The sequence below is a fragment of the uncultured Veillonella sp. genome (assembly GCF_900545795.1).
Classification (GTDB): domain Bacteria; phylum Bacillota; class Negativicutes; order Veillonellales; family Veillonellaceae; genus Veillonella_A.
This window is the reverse complement of sequence record NZ_URAR01000005.1, coordinates 1-22,133: the sequence shown is the minus strand read 5'-3', so window position 1 is coordinate 22,133 and position 22,133 is coordinate 1. Positions and strand designations below refer to the sequence as shown.

Annotated in this window: 21 protein-coding genes, 1 tRNA gene and 1 riboswitch; of the genes, 18 read left to right on the top strand and 4 right to left on the bottom strand. The window is 39.5% G+C overall.

The annotated features are described in order from the left end of the window. Positions 1-60: 60 nt before the first annotated feature. On the bottom strand, positions 61-1,491 hold the full coding sequence (locus QZR90_RS03645) for a sodium:alanine symporter family protein (RefSeq protein WP_295788902.1): 1,431 nt from the start codon (positions 1,489-1,491) through the stop codon (positions 61-63). Positions 1,492-1,932: 441 nt separating this feature from the next. On the opposite strand from QZR90_RS03645, the gene nhaA reads away from it, so the two are divergent. The 13 genes from nhaA to QZR90_RS03580 all read left to right on the top strand — a co-directional run bounded on the left by nhaA (position 1,933) and on the right by QZR90_RS03580 (position 14,986). Further along, the gene (gene nhaA, locus QZR90_RS03640) at positions 1,933-3,204 is read left to right on the top strand and encodes a Na+/H+ antiporter NhaA (RefSeq protein WP_295788900.1); all 1,272 of its coding nucleotides are present in this window, start codon (positions 1,933-1,935) and stop codon (positions 3,202-3,204) included. Between the two features lie 306 nt (positions 3,205-3,510). Beyond that, positions 3,511-4,137 (top strand): trimeric intracellular cation channel family protein, encoded by a 627-nt coding sequence (locus QZR90_RS03635; RefSeq protein ID WP_295788897.1) that lies wholly within the window; start codon positions 3,511-3,513, stop codon positions 4,135-4,137. A gap of 98 nt (positions 4,138-4,235) precedes the next feature. Beyond that, the gene (locus QZR90_RS03630) at positions 4,236-5,978 is read left to right on the top strand and encodes a DUF4127 family protein (protein ID WP_295788894.1); all 1,743 of its coding nucleotides are present in this window, start codon (positions 4,236-4,238) and stop codon (positions 5,976-5,978) included. A gap of 57 nt (positions 5,979-6,035) precedes the next feature. Beyond that, complete coding sequence (locus tag QZR90_RS03625; RefSeq protein WP_295788891.1) at positions 6,036-7,139, top strand: acyltransferase; 1,104 nt, start codon at positions 6,036-6,038, stop codon at positions 7,137-7,139. Positions 7,140-7,180: 41 nt separating this feature from the next. Beyond that, complete coding sequence (dat, locus tag QZR90_RS03620; protein ID WP_295788889.1) at positions 7,181-8,038, top strand: D-amino-acid transaminase; 858 nt, start codon at positions 7,181-7,183, stop codon at positions 8,036-8,038. Between the two features lie 20 nt (positions 8,039-8,058). After that, complete coding sequence (locus QZR90_RS03615; RefSeq protein ID WP_295788886.1) at positions 8,059-8,577, top strand: hypothetical protein; 519 nt, start codon at positions 8,059-8,061, stop codon at positions 8,575-8,577. A gap of 120 nt (positions 8,578-8,697) precedes the next feature. Continuing rightward, positions 8,698-8,801, top strand: a riboswitch (SAM riboswitch). Positions 8,802-8,870: 69 nt separating this feature from the next. Beyond that, positions 8,871-9,917, top strand: a complete 1,047-nt coding sequence (locus QZR90_RS03610) for a methionine ABC transporter ATP-binding protein (RefSeq protein ID WP_295788883.1) — start codon at positions 8,871-8,873, stop codon at positions 9,915-9,917. Further along, entirely contained in the window at positions 9,898-10,551 is a 654-nt protein-coding gene (locus QZR90_RS03605) for a methionine ABC transporter permease (RefSeq protein WP_295788880.1), read from the top strand. The genes QZR90_RS03610 and QZR90_RS03605 overlap by 20 nt, the downstream gene beginning before the upstream one ends. A 132-nt stretch (positions 10,552-10,683) precedes the next feature. Then, the gene (locus tag QZR90_RS03600) at positions 10,684-10,986 is read left to right on the top strand and encodes a YerC/YecD family TrpR-related protein (RefSeq protein ID WP_295788877.1); all 303 of its coding nucleotides are present in this window, start codon (positions 10,684-10,686) and stop codon (positions 10,984-10,986) included. Between the two features lie 61 nt (positions 10,987-11,047). Beyond that, the gene (locus QZR90_RS03595) at positions 11,048-11,821 is read left to right on the top strand and encodes a TSUP family transporter (RefSeq protein WP_295788875.1); all 774 of its coding nucleotides are present in this window, start codon (positions 11,048-11,050) and stop codon (positions 11,819-11,821) included. Positions 11,822-11,883: 62 nt separating this feature from the next. After that, positions 11,884-12,651: an SDR family NAD(P)-dependent oxidoreductase gene (locus tag QZR90_RS03590; protein ID WP_295789099.1), complete on the top strand. Its 768-nt coding sequence runs from the start codon at positions 11,884-11,886 to the stop codon at positions 12,649-12,651. Positions 12,652-12,791: 140 nt separating this feature from the next. Further along, a complete protein-coding gene (locus QZR90_RS03585; RefSeq protein WP_295788872.1) occupies positions 12,792-14,597 on the top strand; it encodes a hypothetical protein in 1,806 nt (601 codons plus the stop codon). A 44-nt stretch (positions 14,598-14,641) separates the two neighbouring features. Then, the gene (locus tag QZR90_RS03580) at positions 14,642-14,986 is read left to right on the top strand and encodes a YkvA family protein (protein ID WP_295788870.1); all 345 of its coding nucleotides are present in this window, start codon (positions 14,642-14,644) and stop codon (positions 14,984-14,986) included. A gap of 256 nt (positions 14,987-15,242) precedes the next feature. Here QZR90_RS03580 and QZR90_RS03575 read toward each other — a convergent pair whose 3' ends face one another. From QZR90_RS03575 to QZR90_RS03565, 3 genes are read right to left on the bottom strand one after another with little or no spacing between them, the layout of a single operon-like run. Beyond that, positions 15,243-15,473, bottom strand: a complete 231-nt coding sequence (locus QZR90_RS03575) for a hypothetical protein (protein ID WP_295788868.1) — start codon at positions 15,471-15,473, stop codon at positions 15,243-15,245. Positions 15,474-15,498: 25 nt separating this feature from the next. Then, positions 15,499-16,221: a metallophosphoesterase gene (locus QZR90_RS03570; protein ID WP_295788866.1), complete on the bottom strand. Its 723-nt coding sequence runs from the start codon at positions 16,219-16,221 to the stop codon at positions 15,499-15,501. A 27-nt stretch (positions 16,222-16,248) separates the two neighbouring features. Next, positions 16,249-17,016 carry a DUF4931 domain-containing protein gene (locus QZR90_RS03565; RefSeq protein WP_295788863.1) on the bottom strand — a complete coding sequence of 256 codons (768 nt, stop codon included), beginning with the start codon at positions 17,014-17,016 and terminating at the stop codon, positions 16,249-16,251. Between the two features lie 112 nt (positions 17,017-17,128). Between QZR90_RS03565 and QZR90_RS03560 the strand changes: the two genes are divergently transcribed. The 5 genes from QZR90_RS03560 (at position 17,129) to QZR90_RS03540 (ending at position 22,061) form a co-directional block, all read left to right on the top strand. After that, positions 17,129-17,656: an 8-oxo-dGTP diphosphatase gene (locus tag QZR90_RS03560; protein ID WP_295788861.1), complete on the top strand. Its 528-nt coding sequence runs from the start codon at positions 17,129-17,131 to the stop codon at positions 17,654-17,656. 159 nt (positions 17,657-17,815) lie between these two features. After that, entirely contained in the window at positions 17,816-18,925 is a 1,110-nt protein-coding gene (mutY, locus tag QZR90_RS03555; RefSeq protein WP_295788858.1) for an A/G-specific adenine glycosylase, read from the top strand. Between the two features lie 249 nt (positions 18,926-19,174). Next, positions 19,175-20,365, top strand: a complete 1,191-nt coding sequence (locus tag QZR90_RS03550; protein ID WP_295788856.1) for a metallophosphoesterase — start codon at positions 19,175-19,177, stop codon at positions 20,363-20,365. A 165-nt stretch (positions 20,366-20,530) separates the two neighbouring features. Then, positions 20,531-21,334, top strand: coding sequence for an undecaprenyl-diphosphate phosphatase (locus QZR90_RS03545; RefSeq protein ID WP_295788854.1), 804 nt, complete (start codon positions 20,531-20,533; stop codon positions 21,332-21,334). A 651-nt stretch (positions 21,335-21,985) separates the two neighbouring features. Continuing rightward, positions 21,986-22,061, top strand: a tRNA-Thr gene (locus QZR90_RS03540). Positions 22,062-22,133: the final 72 nt, after the last annotated feature.

Sequence of the window (22,133 nt, the reverse complement as noted above, 5' to 3'; positions counted from 1 at the left end):
AGAAGTAAAAAGAGATAATAGTAAACAAGCGCCTTGTGAGCATTTCACAAGGCGCTATTTTTATTTATTTAGCTCTGGGTATTCATAAGACGGCGGACCATCTTGGCGACTTTCATCATAATGTTTTAAAATGCTTTTGATTTCCTTGCGCAATAAGATTAAGGCGATTAAATTGGGAATGACCATGATGCCGTTAAACATATCGCTCAGATTCCAAACGAGGTCTACTTTACCTGTAGCGCCTAACACTATAAATAATAAGACTAAGATACGATATACGGGAATTGCAGCGCTTTTTTGTTTAAATAAAAAGCGTATATTAGATTCGCCAAAATAATACCAGCCTATTACAGTTGTAAATGCAAAGAATGTTAGGCAAAGCGCGATAATGGCTGGTCCAATAGAGCCAAAGGCAGTAGAGAAGGCTTCCTGTGTTACTAAGGCACCAGAAAGACCTAATTCATGGCTATTGGTGAGGAGGATGATTAAGGCGGTAGCAGAGCATACAATAACAGTGTCGAAGAAGACCCCAATAAAAGCAACGAAACCTTGTAATACAGGGTGCAATACTAAGGCTGTAGCATGCGCATGAGGCGTTGAGCCCATACCAGCTTCATTGGAGAATAAACCGCGAGCTACGCCGTAGCGGATGGCCTCTTTCATGCTCACGCCTAGAACGCCACCACCGATGGCTTCAGGATTAAAGGCACCTTGGAAAATATATTGAATCGTTGGCAAAATTTGATCGGAGAATTCAAATAATATAATAATCGCACAGGCAATGTAGAGGACTGCCATAAATGGCACTACTAGCTGAGCAAATAAAGCAATGCGTTGAATGCCACCGATAAAAATTAAGCCTGCTACGATGGCAATAAGAATGCCAATGTATAGAGGATTGAATCCAAAGGCACTATTAATGGATGAGGCAATGGAATTGGATTGTACCATGCAACCAATGAAGCCCAAAGCGACAATGATGGCGATGGAGAAAAAGTAAGCTAAAAAGTTAGCTGTATGAGGTCCGAGAATATGTTTTAAGCCTTTAGAAATATAAAAGGCAGGACCTCCGACGAATTGTCCCTTTACATCCTCGCGATAGTGCTGAGCTAAAATAGCTTCAGAGAAGATAGTAGCCATACCAAACATGGCACTGACCCACATCCAGAAGATAGCGCCAGGACCGCCTGCTACAATGGCAGTGGCTACGCCAGCCACATTGCCAGTGCCTACTTGAGCAGAAATGGCAACAGCTAATGCCTGGAAGGAGGAAATGGAATTTTCACCATCACTTCCTGGAGGCTTAGCGCCTTTGTAGAGGCGACCAAATACTTGTCTACAAGCAGGACCAAAGCGTATGAACTGTGGTGCGCCTAAATAAATTGTAAAGAAAATGCCAATGCCCACTAAGGCGTACATTAAAATATAGCCCCAGAGAAAGTCATTGACCGAATTGACCATACCTTCTATGGTTGGTAGAACGTTTTCCATACCTATCTCCTTTTTCTCAAAACCCCTAATTATTCTATATTAGTGATTACCTCTTATTTCAAATAAAAGTCCTAGTACTAATATCTAGATGTAAGTACATCTGTAGAATATGAAAATTATGATACCACTAAAAATCCTCTTTGTAAATACAAATGTATATTACAAAAATACAAAGCGAGCATTAGTCTAACTCAATATGGGGATATTGCTTAATTTAGTTTAATTTAATATAAGGAAATTCAGCTTCTTGAGTTTATCTAAGATATAAATATATTATTAAAATAAAGGCTGTTAAATACTAATCTGATAAAAATAGAAGATATGATATTTTTTATTGCATAAAATGATTACATATTATTAAATTTGCATAAATCTTGCTAATAAATTAACTTTTGTTATATACTTAATATACATTTTGTTTTTGGAAGGAGACAGACTTATATGAAGCGTATGAAGCATATAAAGCATTTAAAAAACTTTATTGAAGCCCAGTCTTCTGGTGGAATATTGTTATTATTGATGGCGGCCTTAGCCGTATGGATAGCTAATTCACCTATGGCATCCATGTATCAATCTTTTTTACATATGCCTTTGGGACCATTATCAGTGGAGCTGTGGGTTAATGATGTATTAATGGCCATATTCTTTTTAGGGGTGGGCCTTGAAGTAAAGCATGAAATGGTAGATGGTGCATTAAATACACCATCAAAGCGATTCTTGCCAAGCATAGCGGCTTTAATGGGGGTGCTAGCGCCGGCAGGGATTTACTACTGGTTTACTAGTGCGCAGCCGGAGTTAATTCGTGGCTGGGCGATTCCTACAGCTACAGATATTGCCTTTTCCATTGGTATAATTTCCCTTTTAGGATCTAGGGTGCCGGTAGCAGCAAAAGTCTTTTTAACTACCTTAGCTGTAGTGGATGACTTAATTGCTATCCTCATCATTGCAGTGGCTTATACAGAGAGCTTTAACTTCTTATTCATGGGCGGTGCCATAGCTGTCTTAGTGGCTCTTGTAATTTTAAATAAACGCGGTGTTATTGCACCTTGGCCGTATATTATATTAGGCGTTATTTTGTGGTTCTGTATCTTTAAGTCCGGGCTGCATGCTACTATGGCAGGTGTTCTGTTAGCTATGACGATTCCTACAAAAGGAACTCCAAAGAAAGCGGTTCAAGATGCTAAGTCTTTAGCGCAAGCTGATGGCGGTGAGGCTCAACAAGTGGCGAAGGCAGGCAGAACTGATGAAGAGGCGGATGAAGTAAATCCACTCATGGATTGGGAGCATGCCTTATCGAATTGGATTACGTTCCTCATCGTGCCACTCTTTGGTTTTGTTAATGCAGGTGTATCATTTGGTGACTTCCAGCTCAGTGATTTACAGCATCCTGTATTATTAGGTATTGCATTAGGCCTCTTTGTAGGTAAGCAAGTAGGCATCTTTGGCATTTTACTTTTACTTGTAAAGACAAAGCTCGTACCAATGCCGAAGCCGATGACTTGGATGCATATTTATGGTGTATCTCTTTGCTGTGGTGTTGGCTTTACGATGAGCCTTTTTGTGGACTTATTAGCATTCCCACCAGGACATGCGCAAGAACTTGCTAAGGTAGGTATTTTTATTGGTTCCATTGTATCTGGTGTATTGGGTTATTTAGTATTGCGGTATATGGCGCCTGATATGTCTAAGAAAAAAGCAGAAGTGTTAAGTTAAAAGAAGCGTTAAAGCAGGAGCGTTAATCGAAAAGACGATGTAAAGAAGAAATTGTTAAGCCAAAAGAGATGCTCACTTAATAAAGCGACGCTGAATTTATTTGAATTGTGTCATATGAGAAAGACTGCAACGATATAGGGTGTATATGCACTATGTCGATTGCAGTTTTTTTATATTTATTCTCATTGAAATATAGTCAGTAAATTATATATAATGAGTTTATTAGAGAGTGAAGATGTGAGCGGTGAGAATCAAGAGGGGTTCAATGCTTTTCTATGCTTATATTGGAGTATAAGGAGTACTATCTTGGAACTTTTATGGCTTACTTTTGATTTAGTGGGAACGATTGCATTTGCGATTTCAGGCACTTTAGTCGGTATTGGTCGGCGCATGGATATTTTTGGTATGGCCGTGTTGGCCTTAGCCACTGCCATTGGCGGTGGTATTATGCGCGATGTTATTGTAGGCAATATTCCACCGAATTCATTTAAATCAGGTCTTTATGTGTCCTTAGTATTAGGGACGGTATTTATTTTATTTTTAATGTATCGTATGCGTCATAATCGCTATATTGCCACTCGCTGGGTGCGTCGAATTTACTTGGGAGCTGATACGATTGGACTAGCTTCCTTTACAGTGACCGGCGCTTCTGTTGGGATTAGTCATTATCCAGATTTAGCTGTCTTATCGGTAACATTAGGTCTGCTTACGGCCGTAGGTGGTGGCGTATTGCGCGATGTATTGGCACAGCGAGTGCCTTCGGTGCTTCGCGAAGAAGTGTATGCCTTGCCGGCGATTTTAGGTGGTATAGTATATTATTATTTGTTTACTGCAGGGCATTGGCAAGAAGCTTCGTATGGAGCTTTTATTGTCGTTCTTATTATACGAACGTTGGCGATTCGCTTTAATTGGAGTTTGCCTCGCATTCGCTAGTTGCGCAAGGGTAAATATGGTATAATAAAGGATAGTTTTTAATCTTGAATATATGATGCTATATGTATAATTCGTGTTATTTAAAGGAGTGAATGATTGTGGGCAAATCTCATGCCTGGTTTGCAGGAGCTTTGGCTGCTGCTGTTTTATGGACTTCATCACCAGTGTCGGCGGAGACGATTTTGTTGGTGCCACAAGATGATCGTCCCGTTAGTTTATCCTATACGGTAGATACGGCAGAAGGAGCTGGTTATGATGTAATTACGCCACCAGAGTATATGATTTCTGGTAAAAATTATCATGGCGAGCCTGATTTAATTTGGAATTGGGTTAAAGAAAATGCTAACCGTGCCGATATTATGGTGCTCAGTACAGATACTTTAATTTATGGCGGCCTAGTAGACTCTCGTAAGCATGATTTGCCAACATCTACTTTATTAAAGCGTACTAAAGACTTACGAGCACTGCATGAAAGCAATCCAAATGTGCCGATTTATGCTTTTGGTACAGTAATGCGTTCTCCTCGTGCTAGCGGTGGTGGTGTAGAGCCAGCCTATTACGATACATTTGGCCCTACTATTTTCCAAATTGCAGCATTACAGGATAAATTAGATGCAGGCCAATTATCTACTGATGAGCAAGCACAGCTTATTCAATTGCAAGCGCAGGTGCCAATTGAGTACTTGCAAGATTGGTTTACACGTCGTCAAAAAAATATGGAAGTGAACCGTGCTTTAATTGATGAAACGAGAGCTGGCGTTTTCCGCTATTTTGCGCTAGGTCATGATGATACAAGCACTTTATCGCAATCAGCTTTAGAAAGTCGTTATTTAAAAGCTTATAGCAAAGGCTTATCTGATAAAGTGTATGGTAGCTTCCCAGGAGCTGACCAATTAGCCTTATTATTAATTGCGCGAGCTCATGTAGATATTAATAATTTACAGCCAAGCTTTGAAGTAATTTATCCACTTGGTGGCGCAGGGGATACAGTGCCTCATTATGAAGATCAGTCCGTGGCCAAAACTATTGCAGAACATGTATTAGCTGTAGGTGGTACAATGGTAACTAAAGGGCAGCCAGATATTTTATTAGCTGTTAACACACCATTGGGCACTGTAACGGGCGAGTCTGAAGCATTTGAAAACTTCCCGATGATTTCCGCTAGTACTAATGCGTTCTTAGATCAGATTGAAGCATCTATTAATAAAAAAGTAGCTGTTAGTGTAGCTGACATTGCTTACTCTAATGGGGCGGATAATACCTTTGTATATGGGCTTTATAAACGTGGATTATTGTATAAAGTAGATGCTTATAATGGTTGGAATACAGCAAGTAATACAGTGGGTTATGCTATTGCGCAAGGCGTATTAGGTAAAAATATGCAGACCCAAGAGCATCGCAATATGTTGACACAACAGTATTTAGATAATTGGGCGTACCAAGCTAATATTCGCAAAGATATTTACCGTATGCAAGAAGATATTCGCGTAGATAATGTTCGCTATACAGGTACGTTAAATGAAAAATTAGAAGCGTACATGGGTGAACGCATTCAAGATTTTGCAGAAAAATACTTGGAAATCAATCCTCGTACTGTAGAAGCACGTTTCCCTTGGGGCCGTTTGTTTGAGACAGAAATTATAGTTCATGATCAACCAGTAGCACCATTACAAAAAGAGTTGCGTTTGCAGCGTGAAGCAGAGGCTAAGGCCAAGGCAGAGGCCGAAGCTAAGGCTAAAGCAGAAGCGGAAGCTAAAGCTAAGGCTGAAGCAGCCGCTAAAGCAAAGGGGACAAATGAACCAACCAGTGCAGGTGATGTGCCGGTGACTAAGGAACAATAAGTTTAATTGACGGACGAAGGGGAACCTTCGTCCGTTTATTTAGAGAGGAGCTCAGTTGTGAAACAAGGTTTTTTACCTGAGATTACATATATGCGCGGCTTGTGCATGTTGGGGGTTATAGGTATCCATGTAGGATCGTTTGCGCTTAGCAATCCGCAGGCCAATCCTATGCTTATTGCGCTGCTAGAGATTTTATCTCGCTTTACAGTGCCCGCATTTTTCTTTTTATCGGCATTTGGTTTGTTTTATCACAGCCCTAGTGAGGGGCCATTTTCCTATAAAGATTTCATATTGCGCCGCTCTCGTGTCGTATTGTGGCCTTATCTTTGCTGGTCTTTATTGTATATTGTGTACTCCGGCTTGGTCGTACATGATATGTCAGGCTTATTGCCACGTTATTTAGCGCCTACTTTGCTATTTGGCAATGGCTATTATCATCTCTATTTTATGGTTATTTTGCTGTGGTTTTATTTGATGATGCCCTTGTGGCGCTGGTGCGTGCGTAAGATTTTGAAACAGCCTGTACTTTGGTTGAGCATTCTATTCTTAGTACAAGTGGGCTTTAATTTTTGGTCTTCTTACTATTCTGGACAAATAAGCTTTTCACAGCCCTGGCTTCAATATGCTTATTCTATGCGTTTAAATTATTGGGTGATTCATTATATTTGGATATTCCTCTTTGGCGCCGTAGTAGCGGAGCGCTATGAAGCAGTAGTGGATTATTTGTGGACCCATCGATTATCTATTACTATCGTGTTTGCCCTGTCCGTAGCACTTATGCTGGGGAGCTATTACTATGTATTAGATGAGCGTCACTATACTTTGTTAGAGGCGATTTATACAATACATCAATTAAGTCCTATGGGGATGATTTATACTGGGGCTGGTACGATTTACTTTTTATTATTCTTTTTAACGACGCCTATGAGCAGTGCCATGAGATCTTTCTGGGAGCAAATTGGTGAGTGCTCTTATGGGATTTATTTGATACATCCCTTTATGCTCATTATTTTAACGGCCCTTATGCAAGTGGCGCAGCTAAACTATGCAGCTCTTATTGTAGTGGGATTGTATGTTTGCACTGTATGTGCTTCTTATTTAGGCACATTAGCCTTGAAACAATTGCCTAAGCCTGTGCGACGTCTGTTATTGGGCAAATAATTTTAATGATTAAGATTTTATTGAGAAAGTGAGTGATATTAATGAAAGAAGTTACATATTTTAATGGTCAGTTTGTAGAACCAGGTGCAGCCTGTGTTAGTTTAGATGACCGCGGTTATGTATTTGGTGATGGCGTATATGAAGTAACGCGCGTTTATAATGGCAAATTATTTGGATTTTCCTATCACCAAGATCGTTTATATCGCTCTCTTCGCGCTATGGATATTCCTGTTACTATGATGCCTGAAGAGTTACAGGAACTTCATGAGATTATGATTGAGCGCAGTGGAATTACTAATGGCTATATTTATTTGCAAATTACTCGCGGTGTAGCGCCTCGTCATCATGCGTATGATAGAGCTTCCTTAGAGCCTACTATGCTCATGTATATTCGACCAGTGGAACAAAGTAGTATTGATGCACTAGGGAATGGCGTAAAAGCTATTGGTGTGCCTGATGAGCGCTGGTTGCGAGCTGATATTAAGACTTTAAACTTAATTCCTAATATTTTAGCTCAAACTAAGGCTGAAAAAGCAGGTGCTTATACGGCTATACTATATCGCGATGGCATTTGTACAGAAGGGGCCCATTCCAATGTGTTTGCCGTTAAAAAAGGCATCTTATATACTCATGAAGCAAATAATTTAATTTTAAAGGGGATTACGCGCCAATTAATTGTCAATAAATTAGCGCCTACTACTGGTATTACTGTATTAGAGCTAAGTTTTGACGAAGACTTTGTGAAATCGGCAGACGAATTAATTTTTACTGACACTGTAGGCGGCATTGTACCGATTACAACGTATGAGTCACAAGCCGTTAATGATGGACAAGTAGGACCTGTAGCCACTAAGCTATTGAAAGCTTACAATAAAATGCTTGAAGATGGTCTGGCATAGGACGGGGGCGTTTTATTTTAATGAAAGTTCGTAATTTAACAGGTACAGCCCTTTTATTAGGGCTGGCCTTGTTGAGCCAAAGCTTGCGCTTATTTTTGCCACTGCCCATGGGAATCAGTATGTTTTTAATCGGTACTTTAGTCACCATTTGTTTATTGGTGGCTACTTGGCGATATGGCTTAAAGAGCGGCTTTGTTATAGCTTGGATTACGCCCGTAGTGGCTTTTTTGCAAGGGATGCTGCCATTATTTCCCTTTATTTTTATTGTTGGATTAGGAAACACCGTATTTTGTGCTCTCGCCTATATTTTAAAGGGGCGTCATATAGTCTGGCAGATTTTACTGTGTAGCTTGAGCAAGAGTGCTGTTTTATATAGTGGTTTCCAACTTTTATTTTTAAGTATCACTGTGCCAGCACCTATGAAGGGAGCCATACTAACATCTATGTCCTTCCCGCAGATTATAACGGCTACCTTAGGGATTTTGTTAACGAGACTTGTTTTACAGCGTTTAAGTGGGTTGAAAGATAGAGCTTCTTAAAGAAATGCTTTGTGGATGACGTCGAAGAAGTTAAAATAGCATATCCTATTGTACATATTGGAATTAACCTATTGACAGCCGTTGCTGGTAATGATATGATTTTATCACGAAAAAAACATAAGTTCATCAAGAGTTGACTGAGGGACTGGCCCAATGAAGTCGCGGCAACCATCCAAGTGAGGAACGGTGCCAATTCCAACGAAGGTAACTTCGGCAGATGAAGACAGGTGAACTCTTCATGTGCTATGAAGAGTTTTTTATTTGTTATTCGTATTGAAAAAGGAGAGATATACATGATTGAGCTGACACATATTAGTAAGGTCTATGATGGCCCGAACCGCGTGGAAGCCTTGAAAGATATTAGCCTTTCTGTTAAAGAAGGTGAAATCTTTGGGGTTATCGGTCAAAGTGGGGCCGGTAAATCTACATTGATTCGTTGTATTAACATGCTAGAAAGTCCAACCTCTGGTGCTGTAGTGGTGGATGGCGTTGATATGACAAAATTGAGCGATAAAGCACTTCGCGAACAGCGCAAAAAAATCGGCATGATTTTCCAACATTTTAATTTGTTATCCTCGCGCACTGTGTATGAAAATGTAGCCTTTCCTTTAGAGCTACAAGGTCTTAGCAAAGCTGAGATTAGAGAGCGCATTTTACCGATTTTAGACATTGTAAAATTAAGTGATCGCTTAGACAACTATCCATCACAATTATCTGGGGGACAAAAGCAACGTGTTGGCATTGCCCGCGCCTTAGCGAGCAATCCAAAAGTATTGCTATGTGATGAAGCAACGTCTGCGCTAGATCCACAAACAACTAAATCTATCTTAGAGTTATTAAAAGATATTAATGAAAAATTAAAATTAACTATTGTACTTATTACGCATGAAATGCAGGTTATTAAAGAAATTTGCGACCGCGTAGCCGTTATTGAAGGCGGTGTAATTCTTGAAGAAGGTCCAGTTCTCGACGTATTTACAAATCCTCGCGAAAAGACTACAAAAGAGTTTGTAAGCGCTATTATTAGTCGTAAATTACCTGAGGAAGCATGGCGTCACCTCAATGTACAAACAGAATGGCATGAAGGCCTACATCCGCTTATTCGCCTACAATTTACCGGCAATGTAACTGATGAGCCAATTGTAGCAGGCATGATTCGCCGCTTTGGCCTCGATGTGAGCATTTTATTTGGTGGTGTAGACTATATTCAAGATATTAGCTTTGGACATCTCATCATCGTCGTAGCTGGTGAGCGTGACAAAGAAATTGAAGGCATTGAATACTTGAAATCATTAAAAATTGGAAGTGAGGTGATTGGCTATGTCGGAACAAATAATTAGAATTCTAATTGAAGGACTTGGCCAAACTGTCCTCATGACTTTGGTGTCTACCGTTATGGCTTGTATTATTGGTATTCCTTTAGGGGTTATTTTGGTAACTACAGGGAAGGGCCATATTTTAGAAAATAAATCCATTAATCATGTATTGAGTGTTATTGTAAATATTTTCCGCTCTGTACCATTTATCATTTTAATGGTGGCTATTATTCCATTGACTCGTTTAATTGCGGGCACGTCCATTGGTACTACAGCGGCTTGTGTTCCTTTGACTATTGCGGCGATTCCATTCTTGGCGCGCTTAGTAGAAACAGCGATTCGTGAAATTAATAGCGGTGTTATTGAAGCGGCACAAGCTATGGGTGCTTCGCCAATTCAGATTATTCGCAAAGTACTATTGCCAGAAGCATTGCCAACTATCGTAGATAATATTACTGTATTGATTGTAAACTTAATCAGTTTCTCTGCTATGGCTGGTACTATTGGTGGCGGGGGCTTAGGGGATATTGCTATTCGCTATGGTTACCAACGTTTCCAAGCTGATGTTATGTTAGCGACGATTGTTATTTTGATCGTGTTAGTTCAATTGATTCAAATGGTTGGGGACTATATTTCTCACCGCGTGAACAAGCGCTAATAGGTTATTAATAGTTTGTTTGAAGTAGAACTATAATATATGAAAGACTTTCGCACTTTTTTGTGCGAAAGTCTTTTTCTTTTTCTATCCCTGTAATATAATGAAGGAAAAGCTTTCTAAAGGAGGATGCATATGAGTGTAAATGAGAAGTTACGCAATCCCATGAATGATAAATTATTTCAAGCTATTTTGACTTTGAAAAATGTGGAAGAATGCTACGCATTTTTTGAGGATATTTGCACTATTAATGAAATTAAGTCTCTAGCACAGCGCTTGGAAGTGGCCTCCATGTTGGACACCGGTGAGAGTTATGACTCCATTGTTGAAACTACGGGTGCTAGCACGGCTACGATTAGCCGTGTAAAGCGTTGCTTAGTATATGGTGCTGATGGTTATACTACGGTATTGAGCCGCTTAAAGAAGAAAGAAAAGTAAGGCTGTAAAAATTCTAAAAGAAAAAAGACAGCTATTAAGATAGCTGTCTGGAGGAAAGAGTATGATAGAGGGCGATATTGCAATAGCAGGCATTTTATTATTAGCAGGGGCTTTAGCTGGCTTTGTAGATTCCATTGTGGGCGGTGGTGGCTTAATTTCTGTACCAGCCTTTTTCTTGACTAATTTGCCACCAAGTTTTGCCTTAGGTAGCAATAAATTAGCCAGCGTATTTGGCGCGTTGACCGCATCCATTGCCTATGCAAGGTCAGGTATGGTGGAATGGAGCTTGGTAAAAAAACTGTTGCCGGCTACCTTTATAGGCTCTATTTTAGGTACGTTCCTAGTAGTGAGCATTCCACCTTTATATTTAAAACCTATTATTATCGTGTTGTTAGTGTCAGTGCTAATCTTTGTTATTTTTAAAAAAGATTGGGGGGCTGTTAGCACTTATGTAGGGGCTTCGCGGAAAAAAATCGTTTTCTTAGCCCTAGGTGCATTGACCTTAGGCTTTTATGATGGTTTCGTAGGTCCAGGAACAGGTACCTTTTTAATCTTTATGTTTATTTATGGCGGATTTAATTTTCTATTTGCGTCAGGCAATGCTAAGATTTTAAACTTTATGAGCAATGTTGCCTCTTTGATTATTTTTATAAGCATGGGTCATGTAAATTATTTATATGGTTTGTCTGCTGCGGTGGGGCAAATTATAGGTGCTAATTTTGGAGCGCGTCTAGCTATTCGCAAAGGTGCCGGCTTAGTGCGATTTGTTTTTATTACCACAACTGTATGTATGCTAAGTAAAATGATATATGATTATCTTATAACTCATTGGTAATTATGTAGTGAGTAGTATATAATTATATTATAAGTTTGTCAGTTTATAAGGTAGGTGATACTATGCCCATTCATGGGGACAACCAAGTGGCTCTGATTAGCGGTGGCACGTCGGGCATTGGTTTTGCTACAGCTCAATTGCTTTTGAAACAGGGCTGGAGCGTAGTCATAAATGGACGAAACGAACATGTGGGACAAGAAGCAGTTGTTAAATTACGACGTATTTCATCTAAAGTTCGCTTTGTACAGGGGGATGTGAGCAAGGTTATGAACTGTCGGCGCATCGTAGAAGAAACTGTACGCCTCTTTGGTGGGCTCAGCGCATTGGTTACAGCAGCAGGTTTTTATAAAGAAGAGCTGCTAGATGATGTAAGTGAAGAAGCCTTTGATGAAATGATTGGCACCAATGTTAAAGGTACAGTGTTTTTGTGCCAAGCCGCAGCGCCTTATTTGCGCCGTTCTAAAGGTAGTATTGTAACGGTATCAAGTGATGCAGGCCTGCAGGGCAATGTATCTTGCACTGTGTATGGTGCAACGAAGGGGGCTATTGTAAGTTTTACAAAATCCCTAGCTTTAGAAATGGGTGTTCATAATGTGCGCGTTAATTGTGTCTGCCCTGGCGATGTAGATACGTCAATCGTAGCTAAGCAGATAGAAGACAGTCATCAAAGTGCTGAAGAAGTCCTAGAAGAGATGGCCTTGCACTATCCTTTAGGACGCATCGCTAAGCCTGAGGAAGTGGGCGAAGTCATTGCTTTCTTGCTAAGTGACAAAGCATCCTTTGTTACCGGTGCTGCTTGGACTATAGATGGAGGCTTAACTAGTTGGTAATAGTAAGTCGCAAAAAAGAAATTAAAGAAAAATAGAGGAAAAACGAATTTTATATCGAATTTTATATATAGACCATTATTTTTTAAAGTTAAATTAATAAAAAAGCAATATACTGTATAAGTGACAAAGGAGCGATATAAATGGAAGAAAATAAAACTTTATTACCGCACGAACAATTAATGCAAGATGTAGAAGCGGAGATTGCTGCACGAGATGCAGAAATCGAATCTATTTGCCGTTGGGCTGCTGCTCGAGCTGGTGTACTTGTAATGGCACCTAAATTGAGCGCCACTGCTTTGATTGCTAATGATGCTTATATGGTAAGCAAAATTGCCCAAGTATATGGTCATAGTTTAACTGCTGGTGCTATTATTGGATTCTTAGGTGGCCTTGGTGGCAGTGTAGTAAGTGCATTACTTACGTCTGTATTCCCAAATCCTAAGGTTAAAATTCCCCTCGCTGTATGTTTAACCTATGCAGTAGGTAAAGCAGCTAAGTTCTGGGTAGAAAGCGGCATGCCAATGCCAGGCGATTTCTCCGAATATAGAGAACGCATGTTAGCTATTTTTGACCATGTAAAAACTACAGCTACGACTTTGATTGAAAATCCTATGCGTTCTAAACCACTAGGTGATGAGCATAAAGATTTCTTGGCAGAAGCTGGCGTAGATAGTGACCAATTCTTAGGATTAAGTGGCAACACATTAAGTAATTTACTCAATGGTGATTTATTAACTCGTTTAAGTTCTTTAAAAGAGGCTCTTGTAGGCGTTGTAGGCGCAGCTGTGGCAACCGTAGCTGGCAAAGGCAATGAAGGCGAGACCAACGAATTTATAGAAAATGCTAAGCATGCTTTAAGTGGCATCGGCTCTTTGATTGCTACGTTAGGTAGTTCTGCCGTAGATTTAGCTGGTGCAGCTGCTGGCTCTGCAGCAGCTACAGCTAGTGAAGCTAAGGGCATTATTGTAGAAAAAGTTGGCGGTGTTACAGGTCAGGCTGCAGACCAAGTGAGCCATGTAAGTGCTCAAGTATCGTCCCAGGCTGGCGATGTAAAAGCAACTGTAGCGGACCGTGTTGGTGAAGTAAAAGCGACTGTAGCAGGCCGTGTAGATGAAGCTAAGACAGCTGTAGCCGGTTATGTAGATGATGTAAAAACAGCTGTAGCAGATCGAGTAGAAGATGTTAAGCCAGTAGTTGCTGGTCATGTAGAAGATGCAAAAACTGCTGTAGTAGGGCGTGTAGAAGATGCTAAAGCAACTGTAGCTGGTGTGACTGCTGTAGTTAGTGATAAAGTAAATGAAGCGAAAGAGGTTATTGTGACTAAAGCTCAAGAGTTAAAGGTTCAAGCACAGGATAAAGCGGAAGAATTAAAAGCGCAAGCTCAAGACAAAATTGAGGAACTAAAAGATAAGGCGCAAGACGTTAAAGCGCAAGTACAAGATAAAGCGGAAGAGTATAAAGCGCAAGCTCAAGAAAAGGCAGAAGAACTTAAAGCTCAAGCACAAGATAAAGTAGATGAGCTAAAAGATAAGGCACAAGATGCTAAAGAGCAAGTGCAAGATAAAGCGGAAGAGCTAAAAGCTCAAGCAGAAGATAAAATCGATGAGCTAAAGGATAAAGCGCAAGACGCTAAAGCACAGGCTCAAGATAAAGCGGAAGAGCTAAAAGTTCAAGCTGAGGATAAAATCGAAGAGCTAAAAGATAAGGCGCAAGATGCTAAAGAGCAAGTGCAAGATAAAGCGGAAGAACTTAAAGCTCAAGCTGAGGATAAAGTAGAGGAGCTAAAGGACAAAGCGCAAGATGCTAAAGAGCAAGTGCAAGATAAAGCAGAAGAACTTAAAGCTCAAGCTGAAGATAAAGTAGATGAGCTAAAGGACAAAGCACAAGATGCTAAAGAACAAGCTCAAGAAAAAGCCGAAGCTGTAAAAGCTGAATTAAAGAAATAAGCCTTTACACCGTATAAGTGTACTTAGATATGGGAGTGTAATGTATGAACCCTTTGAAACTTCTTAAATATGCAAAATTTTTCTCGTCAGATAAATTCATTCGCTTTACTAATGGTATTGGCAAGAATGTAGTATTTTTACGCCGTGCTTGCGTATTATTTTACTGCTTCCGCGATCCAGATACCCCTAAATATGTAAAAGCAATTATTGCTGGTGCATTAGGCTATTTGATTTTGCCTATCGATGTGATTTCTGACCGCATACCATTTGTTGGTTGGGTAGATGATGCGGCAGTGGTTGCCTTAGCTTTTAAAGTGGCGAATCGATTTATTAAACCGATGCATCGCGATCAGGCACAAAAGTTAATTCCTTTTGGTTCTGATGACTAATAAAAGTTATATGAATGAGTAGCAAAGTAGCATAATTTAAGAATAGTGAAACTATTGTTATAAAGTCTTTAATGAAGACTAAGGATAAAAAAAGAGGCCGGAAGGCCTCTTTTTTATTAAGATTACTCTAATATTAAGATTACTCTAATATTAAGATTACTCTAATTATTATCAATGTTATTTTGATTTTATCAATGTGTAGCTAAATTGTATCTTCTTCAGATATGTCTAATGATTTATTATTAGGTATTTTAGATTAAAAAGCTTTTTTTCCTAATGATGGATGTGTGCAAGGGCGTAAACTCAATTTGTCGATTAAATGTGCCGCCTCGTCCAAGGTAATATCTTCAGAGGCTTTATGGCGCTCTAGGACACATAAAGGATTATCTGTGCCCACTTCGCCAGCAGGGAGATAAATATATTCGTCATTAGCTAAATCGCCAAAAATATAGCCTGCTTGCAAATGTTCTTTGTGAATTCGGCTCATAGCAGCTCCTTTGGTAAATAAAATTTTATAGAATTTCCTTAATTGTAAAGTCCATGAAGTCCGCTGAAACTAGATGGAGTTTAGTATTCCCAAATCGCTCAGGGATTCGTTGGAACGATATTTTATCATGTAAATGACCAAAAATGCAGTGATCTACCTTATAAGTTGCTAATAGGTCAGTAAAACCGCTGGCCTCGTTTTTGTCATTGAAGGGCGGGTAATGCAATAATAATATGCGAATGGCTTTGGAAGAATTTTCATAGCCATTTGCTATTAAGGCTTCGTCCATTTCTTGTAAGGCTGCTTCAGTTCGCAAGAGCTCGCGCTTATAAATAGATTCATCTGTTTCAGGATTGAAAGATGTATCATTTGGACACATATAACCGCGTGTACCGCCAAAGGCAATAGGTCCTACCGCGAGGCCATGACCTTGCAAGAATGTGAGAGCTCCTTCAGTGGCTTTATTCATTTTATTGACACTGCTCCACCAATAATCGTGATTGCCACGGATTAAATAAATAGAGCCTGGTAGTTGAGCGATGGCATCTAAATCTTCTTTGGCCCTATCTAGGCGCATAGCCCAAGAGGTGTCGCCTACTACGAATACTAGGTCCTCATTTTGAACTTGAGATTTCCAAGCATCACATAGTTTCTGGCGGTGATTTTCCCAGTGGGGACCAAAAATCTCCATCGGCTTAGTCGGTGGAGTGCCAGAGAAATGAAGATCTCCAATAGCAAAAACTTTCAAGGGGACCTCCTTATATATAATTAAAATTTAATCTAAAAATTTGGCTAACAATTCAGCTTTTATTTGTTCCACTCGTTCTTCGTTCCCCACTTGGCTCACTTTATAGCCTACATACAGTGGCGAGGTAACATAGCGAGGCACTATTTTAGCATAATAGTCACCTGTTTGCAAACAATAAAAGAATAAATTGTAAGATGTAGTATAACTGGAAAAGTCAGTTAATAAATAACGAACCACCTGTTGAAGGCGGCGTGATAAAAGTTTAATATCTGTCTTTTCGTCAAATTGTAGATTGAATTCAAAGAATCCAATGATGGGATGATCAGAAATAGTCATTTTTAAATGCGATTCTGATTTTACTAAGGCTCCTTCGAAGTGAATAGGCTTAATATCTTGGCGATAATTATAGTCATAAAGGCCAATGATTTGGCTATGGGGATGACGAATAGAGCCGCCAGACATGGGGCCAAAGTTTTTGAAGTAAAGCACTGATTTAAACTCTGGGCGCTCCATGGTTTCCTTCCACTTTTCTAAGGAGAAGTCTAAGACCTTTTCAGCCATACTGGCTGGATAAGTAGAGAACTCACTGAAACAATCGTCATTTTCGATGATAACAGTGGGCCAAGTATTTTCTAGCACCGGATATTTATTCATAAGCCAAATAATATGACCATCCTGGGCAAGAATATTTTTTAAATTATGGACATCACAAAAGGGACAAGCCACATGACGATGGCGAATGTTCTCTGGTTTTGTGCGGCCCATGGCTATATTAAATACTAATGGATCGTTCATATGACACCTCACCTCTTTATACTAACACAGGTTATTAGATTTTGCAGTATAGATTGTATTTTTTTGATATAATAATAGAGTAAGTCTATAGGATAAGGAAGGATTATATATTATGAAACCGACCACTTTGTGTTTAATTATAAATGAAAAGAACCAAATTCTTCTGGGCCGAAAAAAGAGAGGCTTTGGAGCTGGTAAATATAATGGTTTTGGCGGTAAAAAGCAAGATGATGAAAGCTTTAGAGCCTGTGCAGTGCGTGAAATATTCGAAGAAGTATCGCTCGTAGTTAAGCCGGAAGACCTAGAGCCAGTGGCGCTGATGAACTTTCAATTTCCTTATGAAGAAGAATTAAATCATATAAATTATACCTATATAGTGCGCAACTATGAAGGGATTCCCTTAGAAAGTGAAGAGATGGAACCACAGTGGTTTAATTTTGAAGATATTCCCTATGAGGCCATGTGGAAGGGCGACGATATGTGGATTCCTAAGGTGCTAAAAGGTCAATTGGGTCATGTATTATTGATTTTCGGACGTGACAATGACTCCGTATTATATTCTGAGTTTAAAGATGTTGGCGAGCTCAAAGAATTTGATGCTGTAGATAGTATTAGAGAGCATTTGCGCCACACTAAGTGATAGGCTGACAAATTATAAAAACTATCAAAAGTTTAAAAGTATAAAACTGTAAAAGCATAAAAAGATAAGAGTTATAAAGTTAAAAACTAAAAAGTCATAAAAAGATAAAAGCTTTAAACGATATACAAATAAATTGATTGATTATAAGAGGATTATATTTTGGTAAATAATGAGATAAGTCTAGAGTCTAAGTGGACTGATGAGCTCTTAGCCTGGTATGACATACATAAGCGTGACTTGCCGTGGCGAGAGATGAAGGATCCATATAAAGTATGGGTGTCAGAGATTATGTCACAGCAAACTCGGATTGAAGCGATGAAACCATATTATGAAAATTGGATGCGCCTCTTCCCTACAAAGGAAGCGTTGGCGGCAGCCTCTGAAGACGAGGTAGTGCGCGCTTGGCAGGGCTTAGGATATTATTCGAGGGCTCGCAATTTGCGCTTAGGCGTTCAAGAAGTTATGCAGCGTTATGGTGGTGAAATACCTAAAAATCGTAAAGACTTAGAATCTATAAAAGGCATTGGCGCCTACACGGCAGGAGCTGTACTCTCTATTGTGTATAATATGAGAGAAGCCGCCATCGATGGCAATGTATTGCGTGTATATGCTAGACTTTACAAGGTTCATGAGGACATTATGCGCTCTGCAGGGAAAAAGAAAATTACCGCTTTAGTAGAGGCTACCTTGCCAGCTCATCGACCAGGTGACTTTAATCAAGCCTTGATGGACTTTGGGTCGCGAGTTTGCATCCCTAAGAGTCCTCGTTGTCAGGAATGCCCTTTAGTTCCGTGGTGTGAGGCTCATAAGGCAGGCGTGGAGGCGGAACTTCCAACCCGTATTGTAAATAAAAAAGTTCCTATCATATCAGTAGTAACTGGTTTGCTGTATAATGAGAAGGGCGAATACTTACTGCACCGGCGTCCTAATACAGGCTTACTGCAGTCCATGTGGGAATTCCCTAGTGTAGAAGTACCTCGTGAAGAGTTTTTAGATAAAAAAGTAGAAGTCACTCCTGTTGGGATCAAGCCTTTAGAGGACTTGCTAGTTACTTTAGGACTTACCGGCACTGTTAAAGAGGAGCGCATTACTCGATTGCGCCATGTGTTTTCACATCGCTGTTGGGACATGGAAGCCTATTCTGTGGAGATATCCTCAGCATTAGAGTGCACTGTGGATGAAAATTGGCGTTGGGTGAAGCCTGCTGATTTTATTCATTTGCCTTGGGCCGGACCACATGGGAAACTCACTGTATATTGTAAGGCATAGATTGTAAGGCATAGAATTTAGTCGGCTGTTGCTGGGTATTAATAGACTTAGCTTTGCTGGTAAGACAGTTTTCTTAGGTTAAGGTAGCTTGGCTAAGGTAAGGATGCTTCGGTGGAGGTATGGACTAATATTATAGTAATAATATAAAAGAGAAAATATGAAATGTTAGAAAAAAAGTGGTTGCATATGAGTATGCGACTAATATTATAGTAATAATATAAAAGAGAAAATAGAGATAGAAGGTGAAGTATGAGTGATAGAATGATATTTTTAAGCATTACAACCTTTATCATTTGCTCCATAGTATTTTTAAACTCCTTTTTAATTGTAAAGGTAACGGGCACAAAACGTTGGAAACGATACATGTGGCTCTTAGTTGTGATTCAACTATTGGCTATTGGTGGAACGGCCTATTATGCTATGGCGCAGGTGAACTTATTTGATACGGCACTATATGGGTTCTGGCGCAGTTGGGCCATTGGTACCTATGGGCTTATGATGGGCTTAGGCGTATGCTTAGGGATTATGATAGTTTTAGGACTTGTTATGTGGGCCGCAAATCTTACGGCTAAGAAGACGACGGAAGCAGACCAAGCGAGTCGACGTAAATTTTTGCGCTCTGCCCTTTGGGCTGTGCCAGCAGTAACAGCTGGTGGTGGTATGGTGCGGGCGTATGACGGCGCAAGTAATGTCATCGTTAACCGCATTGATTTATGGTTTGATAGCTTGCCAGAATATTTGAAAAATTATAAAATTGCACAGATTACAGATGTACATATTGGCCCTTTCATCGATTTAAATGATTTTGATCGTATAACTCAAACTGTACTTAATGAAGCACCTAATCGTTTAGTGATTACCGGTGACTTAATTGATGAAGTCGATTGGGTTAACCCTTTGTGCGGTCGATTGGAAGAATTATTTCCTAAAATTCCTAATGGAATAGACTATATTTTAGGGAATCACGAGTATTTTAAAAATTTGCCGCTCATATTAGAAGCCTTTGGCAAGATTTCAATGCGCGTTCATCGCAATTCGTCCTTGCGCCTAAGTGGTGGGCCTTGGCCGGTGTATTTAGCTGGCGTTGATTATCCCTTTGAGCGAAGCAAAGCACAGCGCGAAGCCTATTTGAAAGACGCTTTATCCATGGTGCCATCGGAGGCCTTTGTCATATTATTGGCTCATCATCCAGACTTTATAGAGCATGCTTTTGAACATGATATTCCAGTCACCTTAGCTGGTCATACTCATGGTGGACAGATTGTAGTAGGGGATACAACCTTAGTTCCTGTAGGAACCCCATACTGGAAGGGGATGTACCGTCACGATTGGAAATATGGTTATGTAAGTAATGGTACGGGCCATTGGTTCCCAGTGCGTTATAATTGCCCTCGCGAAATTACTATTTTTACATTTAAAGAAGGAAAAGAGCCAAAGTAGTGGAGGGTTCCAATAGAATTTTATAAGAGATATTTAGGGTAGAATACATATAATAAGTAAAAACTGATTGAGAAAAATACCTAAACAGTCTATAATGAATGAGTTAAAGTAGTATTAAATATAGGAAAATAAAACTAATTGTAATTCAATTGTAGAGGTGAAATTATGAGTCTTGATCAAAATATTATAGCCTTGGTGCTTGGTATTTTAGAAGGAGCTACAGAGTTTTTGCCCGTATCTAGTACGGGGCATATGATTATTGCTGGCGATGCCATGGGGTTTACTGGTGAGCGCGCTAGTGTGTTTGAAGTATTTATTCAGTTAGGTGCTATTTTATCAGTATTTATTTATTATAGAGAGAAGTTCTTGTCTATGTTGCGCCGCGAAAATTTGGTGCGTCAAGATCGTTTATCCTTAGCTCATATTTTCTTCGGCATGTTGCCAGCTATGGTAATTGGCTTCTTAGGACATTCTTTCATTAAGAATTATTTGTTCTCTGCAGGCACTGTTATTGTTGGCCTCATTGTAGGTGGTCTCTTTATGCTATGGGCTGAAAAGCGACATAAACCGATTACTGTGCAGCATGTGGACCAATTGTCTATGAAGCAATGTTTGCAAATTGGTCTATTTCAGGTTCTGGCTTTATGGCCTGGCTTCTCTCGTTCTGGCTCCACTATTGCAGGGGGCTTATACATGGGCGTTAGTCGTAAAGCGGCAGCAGATTTTTCCTTTATTATGGCAGTGCCTATTATGCTAATTGCTTGTATTTATGATTTGCTTAAAATCATTGACCAATTAGTATTATCAGATTTTATTATGTTTGCTATTGGCTTTGTGACTGCATTTGTGGTAGCTTATGCCTCCATTGTTTGGTTTTTGAAATTCTTAAACAAATCGTCTTTAGCAGGCTTTGCGTATTATCGCTTTGTAGTTGCTTTTGTGGCATTTGTGTATTTCTTTATATTCTAAAATATGTAGTAGCTTATTATTTGCCTCGGCTCATTTGTGAGTCGAGGTATTTTTTATTAAATTTATTGGTAGTGTAGGTTTTAGTCTTCATGTGGAATCAAGTTTAGTTTGCTTGCGTAATAGTGTTTAGGTTGCGTGGAAGTGCCTTAGTAAAGAAATGGTTTAGTTTTTATGCAGCCTATATAAAATTAATAGGGGTGAAAGTAACGATAAAAATAATAGTAAGAGTATAAGGTATGTAGGGGAGATGAGCCGCAAACTAGTATTAAAGTATAAAAAGTATAAAGTAGAAGAATAATAGTAAACGTATAATAGTAAAAGTAGTGAAGGTTGGCGGATTTAGAGATTCGTTAGTAGGGACTATGGGGGTATATAGGAGTATTTTTCTGTATACTAATAAAAGGTATTAGTGGATTTTATTGTAAAAAGCCCTAAAAATCGGGCTCTATTTAAGGATGTTTAGAAATTTGCTAATTTTTGATAAAAATTTTGTAAACAATACTTTCTTAATTATTATGTCTATGCTATTATAATAAAGCACTAAGGCACAGAACTTAAATGTTCTGATAGTGTAAACAACTTGTAAATCTGAGCTAAAAAAACTGTTGACAAGTTGTTTGGGAATATGTATAATATTCCTTGTCGTGGTACGCTGGCGTAGCTCAATCGGTAGAGCAGCTGACTTGTAATCAGCAGGTTGTGGGTTCAATTCCTATCGCCAGCTCCATTTTTTTCGTGGAGGGATTCCCGAGCGGCCAAAGGGAGCAGACTGTAAATCTGCCGTCATCGACTTCGAAGG